General features: G+C 70.7%; 13 protein-coding genes. 4 read left to right on the top strand and 9 right to left on the bottom strand.

The genetic code is table 11. The features are described from left to right. Window positions 1-90 precede the first annotated feature (90 nt). On the top strand, window positions 91-591 hold the full coding sequence (locus HHL28_RS03485) for a hypothetical protein (protein WP_075770752.1): 501 nt from the start codon (window positions 91-93) through the stop codon (window positions 589-591). 153 nt (window positions 592-744) lie between these two features. Here HHL28_RS03485 and HHL28_RS03480 read toward each other — a convergent pair whose 3' ends face one another. The 5 genes from HHL28_RS03480 to HHL28_RS03460 all read right to left on the bottom strand — a co-directional run bounded on the left by HHL28_RS03480 (window position 745) and on the right by HHL28_RS03460 (window position 3,799). Continuing rightward, a complete protein-coding gene (locus HHL28_RS03480) occupies window positions 745-1,758 on the bottom strand; it encodes a TIGR00266 family protein (RefSeq protein ID WP_075770753.1) in 1,014 nt (337 codons plus the stop codon). A gap of 39 nt (window positions 1,759-1,797) precedes the next feature. Beyond that, on the bottom strand, window positions 1,798-2,439 hold the full coding sequence (locus tag HHL28_RS03475) for a tellurite resistance TerB family protein (protein WP_083699036.1): 642 nt from the start codon (window positions 2,437-2,439) through the stop codon (window positions 1,798-1,800). 80 nt (window positions 2,440-2,519) lie between these two features. Continuing rightward, on the bottom strand, window positions 2,520-3,032 hold the full coding sequence (locus tag HHL28_RS03470; RefSeq protein WP_169654702.1) for a LysE family translocator: 513 nt from the start codon (window positions 3,030-3,032) through the stop codon (window positions 2,520-2,522). Beyond that, a complete protein-coding gene (locus HHL28_RS03465) occupies window positions 2,978-3,157 on the bottom strand; it encodes a hypothetical protein (RefSeq protein WP_169654700.1) in 180 nt (59 codons plus the stop codon). The genes HHL28_RS03470 and HHL28_RS03465 overlap by 55 nt, the downstream gene beginning before the upstream one ends. A 3-nt stretch (window positions 3,158-3,160) precedes the next feature. Further along, complete coding sequence (locus tag HHL28_RS03460; RefSeq protein WP_075770756.1) at window positions 3,161-3,799, bottom strand: LysE family translocator; 639 nt, start codon at window positions 3,797-3,799, stop codon at window positions 3,161-3,163. 82 nt (window positions 3,800-3,881) lie between these two features. Here HHL28_RS03460 and HHL28_RS03455 point away from each other — a divergent pair, with 82 nt between their 5' ends. Continuing rightward, window positions 3,882-4,385 (top strand): cupin domain-containing protein, encoded by a 504-nt coding sequence (locus tag HHL28_RS03455; RefSeq protein WP_075770757.1) that lies wholly within the window; start codon window positions 3,882-3,884, stop codon window positions 4,383-4,385. Window positions 4,386-4,389: 4 nt separating this feature from the next. Here HHL28_RS03455 and HHL28_RS03450 read toward each other — a convergent pair whose 3' ends face one another. The 4 genes from HHL28_RS03450 to HHL28_RS03435 all read right to left on the bottom strand — a co-directional run bounded on the left by HHL28_RS03450 (window position 4,390) and on the right by HHL28_RS03435 (window position 11,130). Further along, window positions 4,390-5,358 carry a YeeE/YedE thiosulfate transporter family protein gene (locus tag HHL28_RS03450; protein WP_169654698.1) on the bottom strand — a complete coding sequence of 323 codons (969 nt, stop codon included), beginning with the start codon at window positions 5,356-5,358 and terminating at the stop codon, window positions 4,390-4,392. Between the two features lie 283 nt (window positions 5,359-5,641). Next, window positions 5,642-6,694 (bottom strand): hypothetical protein, encoded by a 1,053-nt coding sequence (locus HHL28_RS03445; protein WP_169654696.1) that lies wholly within the window; start codon window positions 6,692-6,694, stop codon window positions 5,642-5,644. Window positions 6,695-6,890: 196 nt separating this feature from the next. Beyond that, window positions 6,891-10,514 (bottom strand): hydantoinase B/oxoprolinase family protein, encoded by a 3,624-nt coding sequence (locus HHL28_RS03440; protein WP_075770760.1) that lies wholly within the window; start codon window positions 10,512-10,514, stop codon window positions 6,891-6,893. Window positions 10,515-10,575: 61 nt separating this feature from the next. Next, window positions 10,576-11,130 carry a GNAT family N-acetyltransferase gene (locus HHL28_RS03435; protein WP_075770761.1) on the bottom strand — a complete coding sequence of 185 codons (555 nt, stop codon included), beginning with the start codon at window positions 11,128-11,130 and terminating at the stop codon, window positions 10,576-10,578. Window positions 11,131-11,374: 244 nt separating this feature from the next. Between HHL28_RS03435 and HHL28_RS03430 the strand changes: the two genes are divergently transcribed. Further along, window positions 11,375-12,151, top strand: a complete 777-nt coding sequence (locus HHL28_RS03430) for a J domain-containing protein (protein WP_075770762.1) — start codon at window positions 11,375-11,377, stop codon at window positions 12,149-12,151. A 23-nt stretch (window positions 12,152-12,174) separates the two neighbouring features. Continuing rightward, window positions 12,175-13,992 (top strand): ABC-F family ATP-binding cassette domain-containing protein, encoded by a 1,818-nt coding sequence (locus HHL28_RS03425; RefSeq protein WP_075770763.1) that lies wholly within the window; start codon window positions 12,175-12,177, stop codon window positions 13,990-13,992. The last annotated feature ends 107 nt before the right edge of the window (window positions 13,993-14,099 follow it).

Here is a 14,099-nt window from a genome sequence, read left to right as displayed (position 1 = left end):
ATCCGGACACATCCTCGCCACAAGCCTGTTTTACATCGGCATTAACGGTTCGGGGCTAAGCTGCCCCGGACCCCCAACCGACCGACGCCCATGCTGACCCGCCAGACCCTCGCCGCCCCCGCCCTGACCCTATCCGCCATCACCGTGCTGGCCATCCTGGCCGCCTGCACGTCCGGGCCGCCGGTGCCCCATGGCGGCTACCGGGTGAACGAGATGCAGCCGGAGGAGCGCCGCGTGCTGTCCCAGCCGCGGTTCGAGCACTTCCCGCCCTACCTGATCCTGGCGTCGGAAGCCGCGGTGCCGGACCTGGACAGCGACCCCCGCGCCAAGGAATACCGCACCGCCCTGCGCAAGGCCGCGGAGAAGGGCGCCAGCTTCGCCGGCCATCTGGCGGTGGCAAGCTGGCCCTGCGGCGGGGACTGCACCCAATGGGCCTTCGTGGACGTGGGCACCGGCGACGTGACCTGGGGCCCGAAGACCGCCGGGAAGGCCAGGTTCCAGAAGGACAGCCGCCTGTTCGTGGCCGATACCGGCGACGACGCCCGCTACTTCGTCTGGACCGGGCAGGAACTGAAGCCGCTGGAGGGGTGATCCCCCTCCCCCGGCCCCGTGCCCTGGGAGCGGGGCCGGGCATTGGTGTTCTTCAGTCGCCGGCGCCGCATCCGCGGCTTGGCTCACGCGGCCACGAAGCCGCGCGGCGGCAGTCGTCGCCGGAGTGGGTTTCCGTTCGCCGGAACCCCACTCTCAATCCCGGTTGCCCATCACCAGATTGCCCAGGGGGCCGAGCACGCTGCCCTCCCCCTTGTTGCCGTAAGGTGCCGCGGCGCTCAGCATCCGGCCGGCCAGTCGGCTGCAGGGCAGGCTCTGGATCCAGACCCGGCCGGGGCCGCGCAGGGTGGCGAAGAATACCCCTTCGCCGCCGAACAGCATGGTCTTGATGCCGCCGGCCTGGACCAGGTCGAAATCCACCGACGGGGTGAAGGCGGCCACGCAGCCTGTGTCCACATGCAGCACCTCCCCCGGGCCGAGCTGCCGCTCCACCACCGTGCCGCCCACATGGGCGAAGACCCAGCCGTCGCCCTCCAGCCGCTGCATGATGAAGCCCTCCCCGCCGAACAGGCCGGTGAGGATCTTGCGCTGGAAGTGGATGCCGATGGAGACACCCTTGGCCGCCGCCAGGAAGCTGTCCTTCTGGCAGATGATGGACCCGCCCAGGTCCGACAGCTTCAGGGGCAGGATGGTGCCGGGATAGGGCGCGGCGAAGGCCACCTTGGCCTTGCCGGACCCGCGGTGGGTAAAGACGGTGGTGAACAGGCTCTCCCCCGTCACCAGGCGTTTGCCGGCGCCCAGCAGCTTGTCCATGAAGCCGCCGCCCGTCCCGGCGCCGGAACCGTCGCCAAAGACGGTGGCCATCTCCACCGCCGGGTCCTTGTAGACCATGCCCCCGGCCTCGGCCACGGCCGACTCGCCGGGGTCCAGCTCCACCTCAACGAACTGCATCTCCTGGCCGTAGATGCGGAAGTCGATCTCATCCGCCCGGCTGCGGCCGACGCTGGGCGAGGGCGGCGGGGGCATGGCGGCGCCGCCCCAGGGGCTGGCCTGCCCCGTCAGTTCCGCCACGGCGCGGACCGGCAGCCATTCCGCCATGCCCTGGCGCCAGCAATGGGCGGCCGGGTGGGCCCGGGCAAAGGCCGTGGCCGCCGCGCCATCCAGCGGGCCGGCCTGGGTCTCGCCGTCATGGAAGAACCATTGGGTCATGGGATGACTCGCCGTTTCTGGTTGTCGCTTGGCGCCGGGTCAGCCCGCAGCCTCATCCAGCCGCGCCTCGATCTCCGCCACCATAGCAGCATCCAGGCCCAGCCGCCGGGCCAGTTCGGCCAGATAGGCCCGTTCCACCGGCAGGTCCGGCTCGATGGCGAGGCGGGAGGCGGCATAGACCTCTGCCGCGGTCACCGGGTCCGTCACCCGGGCCACCAGCGCGTCCAGGTCCATGGGCGCGGCCAGCAGCCGGTCCAGCAGGGCCCGCTCCTCCGCGCCGGCACCGGATTGCAGCAGGTGTTCCAGCAGGGCGGCACGCTCTGAAGGGTCCAGCACCCCGTCCGCCTTGGCGGCGGTGACCATGGCCAGCAGCAGCAGGTCCGGGTCGGGCGTACCCGGCAGGGCCCGCGCGCCGGCGAAGGGCGGCGGGGCGGCCTTGGCCCCCGGGAAGGGCGGCGGCGTGGCAGGGCCGGTGGCGGGGGTGGGCGGCGTCGGGGCGGCCTGCGCGCCGCGGAAATGCTCATAGGCGGCCATGCCGATGCCGGCCAGCAGGGTCAACCCCTCCTTGGAGAAGGCGGCTTTCTTGACCATGCCGCTGAAGCCCTTGCTCTTGCCCTTGGACTTCGACTTGGTGGACAGGCCGCTGCGCAGCACCATCCCCAGCAACCGCTCCACATCCATGGCATCCTCTCCCCGGCAGTGTCCCGAGTGACCCTTATACCGGGGCGGGGCGCCCCTGTCCCCCACCCCGCCGGGGGGCCTCAACCACGAGGTGCCAGGGCCAGCCGAAGGGCCAGCGCCAGGAAGATCAGCCCCACCAGCTTGCTCTGGAACGACAGCAGGCGGGGGTGCCGGGCCATCCAGCGCCCGATGCCGCCCCCGCCCAGGCCGACCGCGGCGTTCAGCGCCAGCCCCGGGACGACCAGGATCAGGGCGAGGATGAGGGTCTGTGCCGCCACCGACCCCGCCTCCGGCCGGATGAACTGGGGCAGGAAGGACAGGAAGAACAGCAGCAGCTTCGGGTTCAGCAGGCAGGTGACAAAGCCCCGCCGGACCACGGCCGCCGTGGCGACGGGCGTGGCCTGCCCCTCTGCCGTCAGCAGCATCGGCGGGGCGGTGAGGCTTTTCCAGGCGATCCAGGCCAGGTAGGCGGCACCAGCCCAGCGCAGCGCCTCGAACGCCAAGGGGCTGGCCGCCACCAGCCCGGCAAGGCCCAGGGTCACCGCCGTGACATGCACGCACAGGCCCAGGAAGATGCCCAGGGCCGCCGCCAATGCCCCCGCGCCCCATGCGCCACCCCGTTGGCGAAGCAGAACAGCATGTCCGGCCCGGGGGCCAGCGACAGGGCCAGGGCGGCGACGGTGTAGGCGGCCAGCAGCTCCGGGTCAAAGGCCGGCATGCCTCACCCGTTCCGGCTGGCAAGGCCGAGCCGCACGGCCAATCCCAGGAAGACGATGCCCGTCAGCCAGTTCAGAACCCGCCCCACCACCGGGTTGCGGGCCAGGACCCGGCCCAGGCCGCCGGCCCCCACCCCCACCGCGGCGTTCACCAGGGTGCCGCTGGTGTTCATCAGGCAGCCCAGCAGCACCGCCTGGGCAGCCACGGGCCCGGCCTCCGGCTGGATGAACTGCGGCAGGAAGGCCAGGAAGAACAGGGCCACCTTGGGGTTCAGGATATTGGTGACCGCCCCGCGCAGGAAGATGCGGCGCAGGTCCGCCCCGCAGGCCGGCACGCCCGGGTCCCGCACCGGGGACGGCGGTGCGGTGACGGTCTTCCAGGCCAGCCACGCCAGATAGGCCGCCCCCGCCCAGCGCACCGCCTCGAACAGGAGGGGGGAGGCCAGCAGCAGCCCGGCCAGCCCGAAGGCCGCCCCCAGCGTATGGACCAGCGCCCCCGCCGCCACGCCCAGGGCCGCCGCCACCCCGGCCCTGGGCCCCCGATGCATGCCGTTGGCCAGGCAGAACAGCATGTCCGGCCCGGGGGTCAGGTTCAGGGCGATGGCCGCCGCCATGAACAGGGCGATCACCTGGATGTCGGGCATGGCCGGGAACCCCCTTCCCTTATGGTCCGGAGGGTTTACCGTACGGCCCGACCGGTCCCCCGCCAAGCCGCAGAGGCCCCCGATGACCACATCCCTCCCCCGCCCCGCCTGCATCCGGCACTGGACGGAAATCCAGGAACCGGACGACGCCACCTATCCCGGCGACACGGAGCTGATGTCCATCGGCAGCCCCTTCGGCCGCGTGTTCGGCTTTGCCCGCATCGGCATCCACCATGAGGTGCTGCCCCCCGGCCGCCGCACCAGCTGGCCCCATGCCGAGAGCACGGAGGAGGAGTTCGTCTATGTGCTGGAAGGGGAACCGGACCTCTGGCTGGACGGACACCTGCACAGGCTGGGGCCCGGCGACGGCGTCGGCTTCAAGCCCGGCACGGGGGAGACGCACTGCATCCTGAACAACAGCGACCGTGACGTCCGCCTGCTGGTGGTGGGGGAGCACAAGCGCGCCGACAACAAGGTCTACTATCCCCTGCACCCCCGGCGGGCGGCAGAGATCGGGGAGCGGCACTGGAAGGACTGGCCCGCCCGGCCGCTGGGCCCCCATGACGGGAAGGCGCGGAAGCCGTGAGGCTTCAGTCCTTCTTCCGCCACCGCCGCGGCACCCGCAGCAGGGCCACCCCCGCCATGATGGCGAGGTAGGTGGGCAGGGCGTGGGCGGCCAGGGCCGGCAGGGCGTGCAGCACCAGCACGTCGTTGCCGCCCGCGGCCAGCGCGCCGCCGGCCCCCATCAGCATGCCGCCGGCAAAGAACCGCACCCCGTCCTTGGGTGAGAAGCGCAGCCGCACCCGGTCCGCCAGCGTTGCAGACACCATGCCCCCGGCCATCACCGCCAGGGTCAGGACGAAGGGCAGCCAGGTGGGCGGGCTGTCGGGGGAGACGGGCTGGCCCAGGGCCCGGGGCAGCAGGGCCGTGTAGGTCCAGGGCCCGTGCAAGGCATAGAGGCTTCCGCCGGCGACCCCCATCACGGCGGTGGCGGCATAGGGGTTCCAACGTGGCCGGGCCCAGGCATCACGCCAGGCGCGGCGGCGCACCAGCCCTGCTACCAGCACCGCCCCCACCAGCGCCAGGGCCGCCACCAGCGCCGCCGACCAGGGCTGCGGCACCGTCAGGGGCGACGGCGTCTCCAGCCGCTCCACCGACCTGACCATGACCGGCAGCAGGGTCAGCAGGATCAGCCCGGCCAGCATGCCCAGCACCGTCATGGCACCGGCCACGTTGCCGGAGGCGCAGCGGCTCAGCGTGCTGTGGGCGCAGCCCTTGTTGACGGCCGCACCGACCCCGAAAGCCACCCCGCCCGCCAGCATTGCCCAGTCCGTGTCCAGGCTGCTGGCCAGCCGGTAGCCCGGGGACAGCCAGTGCAGCGGCACCGTGACCACCGCCACCCACAGGGCACAGGCCAGGATGGCCAGGAGCTGGTCAGGCCGCTTGCGCGACAGCAGCTCCTCCACCCCCGCCACGGCGCAGATGGAGCCCTTCTGTGCCGCCAGCCCGACGATGAAGGCCAGGGGCAACGACACGGGCAACAGCCACCAGGACGACACCAGGCCCCTCCCCTTCCACGGTTCTCCTCGGGAAGGTAAACCCGCCCAAGGGCGACAGAGGTGCAAGGCTTGGCCCTAGACCCGTCTCCCGCAGACTGGAAACGGGTCTATCCTTTCGTGTTCCTCACACGCCGGCGCCGCATCCGCGGCTTGGCTTCCGCGCCCATGTGGGCGCGCGGCGGCAGTCGCCGCCGGAGCGTGTTCACGGCCAGCGTAAACACGCTCTGGAAGGCGGGCGCGAGCCTGTCCCGGACCCTGATCCAGGGGCGTTTGGGGGGCAGCGTCAGGCCACCACATCCAGGCGCGCGGCGAAGCGCACGTCGTCCACCCGGCCGGTGCGGCCGTTGGCGAAGTCGAAGCTGGAGCGGGCGATGGCCGTGCCGCCGGCAATGGCCTCATCCACCGGGACCACGGCGTCCAGCCTGATACGGGCCACCCCGGCTTCCTCCAGGGTGCGCAGGCCCCCGTCGGCGGAGAGCAGGTGCAGCTTGCCGAAGACCCAGTCCTTGGCGTCGATGCCGCCGTCGGCGTTCCCATCGAACTTGGCCAGCTCGATGAAGCCGTTTTCGGCCCCGTGCTGGTCGCCGAACAGCTCCCCGCCGTCGTCGATGCTGCCATTGCCGTTGCGGTCCAAGGCCAGCAGGGCGTCCTTGCCGGCGACCCAGCCGGTGACGTCCTTCTTCCCGTTGGCGTCGATGTCGAACAGCTTGGCGAAGGGGCTGGTCTCCACCCCGTTGCCGTCCAGGTCCAGGATCAGTGGGTCCGTCTCCGGCGGGCCTTTCAGGCGCATGCCGATGACCGTCGTCTCGCTGCGGAAGCTGATGGACTGCATGTTGACGGAGAGGGACGTGCCCTCCGGCCCCTGGCGGAAGCTGACCTCCACCTGCCGGAACTCGATCGCGGTGACGGACTGCATGGCCTGGAACTCCAGGCCCAGCGCCTCCGGCCCGCCGGTCAGGGCCTTCAGCTTCATCATCGGCCCGACCTTCTTGGCCAGGTTGCCCGCCGTGCCGTCGTCGAAGCCCATCCCTTTGAACATGTCGCCGAAATCGTCGGTCAGGGCGTCAATGGCCTTCATGACCGCCTTCATGGGGTCGTCCAGGATGGCCCGGAGCTTGTCCGCCGCCCCCTTGGCCGCGTCCAGCTTCGGGTCGGGCGCCCGCTCCGCCGGCACGCCGCGCCCGCCGCCGGGCAGGCTCCCGAACATTCCTTGCGCCTCCGCGCTGAAGCTGAAGGAGACGGCGCTGAGGCTGGCGCTGCTGGACTGGAAGGACAGGCTGTTGCCGCCGCTGCCCACGCTGATCGCGGTGCTGCTGGTGCTGGCGCTGAGCGCCATGGCCTGGAAGGAGAAGCTGCTGGAATAGGCCCCAGGGCCAAGGACGGGCGCGCGCCCGTGCCGGTCAAGCTGGTCATGTCATGCCCCGTTTTGGCGACAGCCGGGGACGTCTGGACCATGCTCCCCGGGGTGGCCGTTTTCGGCCACGGATAACTTAACACGATAGAATGGGGTAGTCAGCAGGGTTTGGGGGCGGTCAGGCGGCACTGAACCCGCCGCCCCCCGGCGTCTCGATGACGAACACGTCGCCTGCCCCCATGTACACCTTGGCCGTGGCGGGCAGGTTCTCCACCGTGCCATCTGCCCGCTCCACCCGGCAGGCGCCAGGGCGCGCGTCGCCGCCGCCGTCCAGGCCGAAGGGGGCGACGCGGCGGTTGTTGGCCAGGATGGCGGCGGTCATGGGCTCCAGGAAGCGGATGCGCCGCACCACCCCGTCGCCACCCCGCCAGCGGCCTGCCCCGCCCGACGAGTTTCGAATTCGAAAGTTCTCCAACAGCACGGGGAAGCGCCATTCCAGCACCTCCGGGTCGGTCAGGCGGCTATTGGTCATGTGGGTGTGGACGGCATCCGTCCCATCGAAGCCCGGGCCGGCGCCGGACCCGCCGCAGATGGTCTCGTAATACTGGTAGCGGTCGTTGCCGAAGGTGAAGTTGTTCATGGTGCCCTGCGCGGCGGCCAGCACCCCCAGCGCGCCATAGAGGGCGTTGGTGACCGCCTGGCTGACCTCCACGTTCCCGGCCACCACGGCCGCGGGATAGGCGGGGTTCAGCATGGACCCTGGCGGGATCACGATCTCCAGCGGCTTCAGGCAGCCATCATTCAGGGGGATGTCGTCCTCCACCAGGGTGCGGAAGACGTACAGCACCGCGGCCCGGGCGATGGCCGCCGGGGCGTTGAAGTTGCCGGGCTGCTGCGGGCTGGTGCCGGTGAAGTCGATCCTGGCGGAGCGCTTCTCCCGGTCGATGGTGACGGCCACCTGGACCTTGGCGCCGCTGTCGAGGTCCACCGTGAAGGACCCGTCCTTCAGCACGCCGATGACCCGGCGCACCTGTTCCTCCGCATTGGCCTGGACGTGGGCCATGTAGGCCTCCACCGTCTCCCGCCCGAACAAGTCCACCATGCGCAGCAGCTCCCCCGCCCCCCGGGCGTTGGCGGCCACCTGGGCGCGGAGGTCGCCAAGGTTCTGGGCCGTGTTGCGGGCGGGGTATCTGTGGTTGGTCAGCAGGTCGACCACCGCCTGTTCCCGCAGATGGCCGCCCTCCACCAGCAGGAAGTCGTCGATCAGCACGCCCTCCTCCTCAATGGTCGTGCTGTCCGGCGGCATGGAGCCGGGGGTGATGCCGCCGATGTCCGCCTGGTGCCCGCGGCTGGCCACCCAGAACAGCAACTCCTGCCCGGCTTGGTCGAACACCGGCGTCACCACCGTCACGTCGGGCAGGTGGGTGCCGCCGCGGTAGGGGTTGTTCAGCATCACCGCGTCGCCGGGGCGCAAGGACTCCCCACGGGTGGCGATCACCGCCCGCACGCTGTCGCCCATGCTGCCCAGATGGACCGGGATGTGCGGCGCGTTGGCGATCAGCCCGCCGCCACGGTCGAAGATGGCGCAACTGAAATCCAGCCGCTCCTTGATGTTGACGCTGTGGGCCGTGTTCTCCAGCGCCAGGCCCATCTGCTCCGCGATGGACATGAACAGGTTGTTGAACACCTCCAGCATCACGGGATCGGCCTGCGTGCCCACGGCGACGCGCTTGGGCAGCGGCACCACGCGGGTCAGGACGAGGCCGCCTGCCGCCGTGACCCGCGCCTGCCAGCCGGGCTCAACCACCGTGGTGGCGGTGGGTTCGCGCAGGATGGCCGGGCCGTCGATGAGGCTGCCGGGAGGCAGGGCGGCGCGGTCGAACACCGGCGTGTCGTGCCAGGAGTCGGCGGTGTAGGTGCTCACCGTCGAGATTGGATCAGGCGGGGTCACCCCCTCACCCCAATCCTCTCCTCGGTGGGGAGAGGGGGCACCTCGGCCCGCGTCGTCCGCCCCCCGTCCCACCGCCTCCACGCTTACCGCCTCCACCACCAGCGGCCGGTCGGGCAGGTCGAAGCCGAAGCGTTGGCGGTGGGCTTGGGCGAAGCGGTCACGTAACTCCGCCAGCGACCCGTAGGCCACCTCCAGGGCCGCGTCGGTGCCGGCGACCTTGATGTGGGCGCGGCGGTGCAGGGCCACGGCGTCGGGTGGGACGCCTTGGGCGCGCAGTTCCTCCGTCGCGGCCTGCCCGATCCGGTCGAACAAGCCGTCCAGCCTTGGCAGCAGGTCCGGCCCCAGCCCCTCCTCCACCGCCTGTTCCCGCAACGCCACCAGGTCGGCCAAGCCCATCCCGTAGGCCGACAGCACCCCCGCCAGCGGGTGCAGATAGACGGTGGTCATGCCCAGCGCGTCCGCCACCAGGCAGGCATGCTGGCCCCCCGCCCCGCCGAAGCAGTTCAGGGCGTAGCGGGTCACGTCATAGCCGCGCTGGACGGAGACCTGCTTGATGGCCTGGGCCATGTTCTCCACCGCGATGCGCAGGAAGCCGGCGGCCACCTCCTCCGGCGCCATGCGCTTGCCCGTGGCCGCCTCGATCTCCTGGGCCAAGCCCTCGAACCGCTCCCGCACCACGCCCGCGTCCAGGGGCTCATCCCCGCCCGGGCCGAAGACGGCGGGGAACAGGGCGGGGTGGAGCTTGCCGACTATGACGTTGCAGTCGGTCACCGCCAGCGGCCCGCCGCGGCGGTAGCAGGCGGGCCCCGGGTTGGCCCCGGCGCTTTCCGGCCCCACCCGGAACCGGGTCCCGTCGAACCGGCAGATGGACCCACCGCCGGCCGCCACCGTGTGGATGCGCAGCATGGGTACCCGCAGCCGCACCCCGGCCACCACGGTCTCGAAGCTGCGCTCATATTCCCCGGCGAAGTGGCTGACGTCGGTGGAGGTGCCGCCCATGTCGAAGCCGATGACCCGGTCGAACCCTTCGGCCCCGGCCGTGCGCACGCAGCCCACGATGCCGCCCGCGGGACCAGACAAGATGGCATCCCGGCCCTGGAAGCGCGCGGCCTCCGTCAGCCCGCCGCTGGACTGCATGAAATAGAGCGGCACCCCAGGCAGCGCCGCCGCCACCCGGTCCACATAGCGGCGCAGGATGGGGGAGAGGTAGGCGTCAGCCACGGTGGTGTCGCCGCGGCCCACATACTTCATCAGCGGGCTGACCTCATGGCTCGCGGAAACCTGGGTGAACCCCACCTCCCTGGCCAAGGCCGCCACCGCCGCCTCATGCGCCGTGTGGCGGTAGCCGTGCAGGAACACGATGGCGCAGGCCCGGTAACCCTGGGCGAAGGCCTGCTCCAGCCCGGCCTTCGCGCCATCCAGGTCGAGGGGCACCAGCACCTCCCCCCGGGCGCCCACCCGCTCCCGCACCTCAAGCACGTCCGCGTAGAGCTGTTCCGGCAGCTCGATCTTGCGGGCGAAGATCTTGGGCCGGGCCTGGTAGCCGATGCGGAGCTGGTCGCGGAAGCCCGCCGTGGTGACCAGCAGCGTCCGCTCCCCCTTCCGCTCCAGCAGGGCGTTGGTGGCGACGGTGGTGCCCATGCGGACGGCGGCGATCTGGCCGGCCGGGACCGGGTCCCCGTCCCCTAACCCCAGCAGGTCGCGGATGCCCTGCACGGCGGCGTCGGCATAGCGCTCCGGGTTTTCCGACAGCAGCTTGTGGGTGGCGAGGGTGCCGTCAGGGCGGCGGGCCACGATGTCCGTGAAGGTGCCGCCCCGGTCGATCCAGAACTGCCAGCGCCCGTCCGCCATCTGCCCGCTCCTGCTGCCGAAGGGGCGGGAGTGTGCCGGGAGACAGGCCTGAGGTAAACCCTTACGCCGCCCGCTTGCCCAAGCCTTCCCAACGGTCCAGCCAGATGCTGACGGGGACGGAGCCGGTGTCCAGCATCTCCTGCGACAGGGTCAGGCCGTTGGCGGGGGCCAGGTCGATGTCGGCCAGAACCTCCCCGCCCTCATAGCCCAGCCGGCCGTCCAGGCGACGGGCGATCTTCTGCATGCGGCGGTTGTCGGCGAGGCAGTACAGGTAGATGCGCCGGATGCCCCGGTTGCGCGCCACGGTCAGGGCGCGGCGCACCAGCTCTGTGCCCAGGCCCTGGCCCTGCCAATCCGGCTCCACGCTGACGGCCAGCTCCGCCGCCCCGCCGAAGGCCTGCTCCCGCCGCAGCTCCACCACCGCACGCACTTCTCCCTGCACCAGGGCGGCCATCAGGATGGCCTTGGACCAGTCGATGCGGTCCACATGGGCGAGGATGGCGTCGTCATTGATGGCGCCCATGAAGCGGGCGCGGCGGTCCGCCGATGGCAGGCGCAGCAGGTGGTCGGCATAGAGCCGGCCCTCGCCGGGCATGAGCTTGCGGTAGACGGGCATGACAGCGAACTCCCGGCCCGGACGGCCCGGGCCTGAATTGTGCGACAGCGAATAAACACGCTGCACTGCAACATGGCCCCATCCTTATCAATGACAAGTTAATGTCGGCCGTCTGCGCGGAAGGGCTGCCTTGCTCCTTTCGCAGATGCGAGATAGCGCCGCCCGTGTCAGCACCCTCCTTCCGCGTTGGCGAAAGCCCCTGCCGCCGGTATGGTGTCGCCGGCAGAAGCGGGGCACATGGTCGATGAGCATCTGGGGAAAGATCCTGGGCGGGGCGGCGGGTTTCGCCATCGGTGGGCCCATCGGCGGCCTGTTGGGCGCGCTGGCCGGCCACGCGGTGGATGAGCTGCGGGAGATGGACACCCCCCAGGGCATGGATGCCGAGGGCAAGCCCGACCAGACCAAGACCATTGCCTTCACCGTGGGCGTCATCGTGCTGGGCGCCAAGATGGCCAAGGCCGACGGGGTGGTGCACACGCTGGAGGTGGACGCCTTCAAGCGCGTCTTCCACGTGCCGCCGGATGAGCTGAAGAATGTCGGCCGCCTGTTCGACCTGGCGAAGCGGGACAGCGCCGGGTATGAGACCTATGCCAAGCAGCTGGCCGGCATGTTCAAGGACCGCAAGCCGGTGCTGGAGGAATTGCTCGGCGGCCTGTTCCACATCGCCACCGCCGATGGCGTGATCCATTCCGGGGAGCTGTCCTACCTGCGCTGCGTGGCGGACATCTTCGGCTTCACGCCGGAGGAGTTCGAGCAGACACGCCGCATCCATGGCGGCGACCGTTGCGGCATCGCCGACCCGCTGGGGGACCCCTATGCGGTGCTGGGGGTTGCCCCGACGGTCGGATTTGACCAAGTCAAGACCGCCTACCGCACCCTGGTGCGGGAGAACCACCCGGACCGGCTGATCGCCCAGGGCCTGCCGCAGGAATTCATCGACCTGGCCCAGGAAAAGATGGCGGCCATCAACGCCGCGTACGAAAAGATCGAGAAGGCGCACCGGGCCGCCGCCGGCGCCTGAACCATCCCGAACAAGACAGAGACATGGCCGCTTCCCCTCCCCTCGCCGGGCTTACCGGTGCCAGCGTCAGCATGGGCGCCACCACCCTGTTCCGCGACGTGACCTTCACCATCGGCCGCGGCGACAAGGTCTGCCTGGTCGGCCGCAACGGCAGCGGCAAGTCCACCCTGCTGAAATGCCTGGCCGGGGAGGTGGAGGTGGATGCGGGGGAGCGCTTCGTGCAGCCCGGCGCCCGCATCGCCCACCTGGCGCAGGAGCCGGACTTCACCGGCCACGCCACCGTGGCGGACTTCGTAGCCGCGGGGCTGCTGGAGCCGGAGCCCTATCGCGTCGAGGCGGTGCTGGAGTCCATGCAGCTTCCCCCCGACCGGGCCTGCGCCACCCTGTCGGGCGGGGAATCCCGCCGCGCCGCCCTGGCCCGCGCCCTGGTGGATGAGCCGGACGTGCTGCTGCTGGACGAGCCCACCAACCACCTGGACATCCCGACCATCGAGTATCTGGAGCGGGAGTTGCAGCAGTTCCGCGGCGCCCTGCTGGTGATCAGCCACGACCGCAAGTTCCTGTCCAACCTGTCCAAGCGCCTGTTCTGGCTGGACCGCGGCACCCTGCGGGAGACGGAGCGCGGCTTCGACCAGTTCGAGGCCTGGCGGGACGAGGTGATCGCGGCGGAGGAGGCCGCCTGGCACAAGCAGGACCAGAAGATCAAGGCGGAGCTGAAATGGATGTGGGAGGGCGGCATCAGCGGCCGCCGCACCCGCAACATGGGCCGTGTCCGCCGGCTGCAGGACATGCGGGGGGAGCGGGCCAACCGCCTGCGCGCCCGGCAGGTCAATCTGGGCGTGGCCGAGTCCGACGTGTCCGGCCGGCTGGTGATCGAGGCGCAGGACATCTCCAAAACCTTCCCCCTGGCCGACGGGGGGGAGCGGGTGATCTGCCGCGGCTTCTCCACCCGCATCCTGCGCGGGGACCGGGTGGGGCTGGTGGGGCCCAACGGGGCCGGCAAGACCACCATCCTGAAGATGCTGGTGGGGGAGCTGGCGCCGGACAGCGGCGCCGTGCGCACCGGGACGAACCTCCAGACCATCGTCTTCGACCAGCGCCGCGCCCAGCTCGACCCCAACGAGACGCTGCGCCAGGTGCTGCTGCCGGAGGGGGGCGACAATATCTGGGTGGGCGGCAAGCCCCGCCACATCGCCAGCTACCTCAAGGACTTCCTGTTCGACCCCAGCATGATGGACCAGCCCACCCGCACCCTGTCGGGCGGGGAGCGGAACCGCTTGCTGCTGGCCAAGCTGTTCGCCCAGCCCAGCAACCTGATGGTCCTGGACGAGCCCACCAACGATTTGGACATGGACACCCTCGACCTGCTGGAAGAGGTGCTGTCCGATTATGAGGGCACGCTGTTGCTGGTTAGCCATGACCGCGATTTCCTGGACCGGCTGGTGACCAGCACCATCGCCGTGGAGGGCGACGGCGACGTGACGGAGTATGCCGGCGGCTACAGCGATTACCTGACCCAGCGCCGCGCCAAGGAGGCGGAGGCTGCCCCCGCCGCCAAGCAGGCCCCCAGGCCCCAGGCGTCCCCCACCCAACCCAAGGCCAAGACCAAGCTGAGCTTCAAGGAGGCCCGCGAGCTGGAGGAACTGCCCGCCCGCATGGCCGCCCTGGAAAAGAAGATCAAGACCCTGGAAGCCAAGCTGGCCGACCCCGCCTTCTACACCAAGGACGCCAAGGGCTTCGGAAAGGCCACCGAAGACCTGCACACCGCCCAGGCCGACCTCGCCACCGCCGAGGACCGCTGGCTGGAGCTGGAGGCGCTGAAGGAGGAGTTGGGCTCGTAGGTCGGATTAGCGAAGCGTAATCCGACATCCCCACGCACGCCGGCATGGCCGTCGGATTACGCGGCTGGCTCTGCTAATCCGACCTACGGCGCTTGACCATCCACCCG

The organism is Aerophototrophica crusticola (assembly GCF_012913305.1).
In the GTDB taxonomy this organism is placed as follows: domain Bacteria; phylum Pseudomonadota; class Alphaproteobacteria; order Azospirillales; family Azospirillaceae; genus Niveispirillum; species Niveispirillum crusticola.
This window is presented reverse-complemented; position numbering and strand designations above follow the sequence as displayed.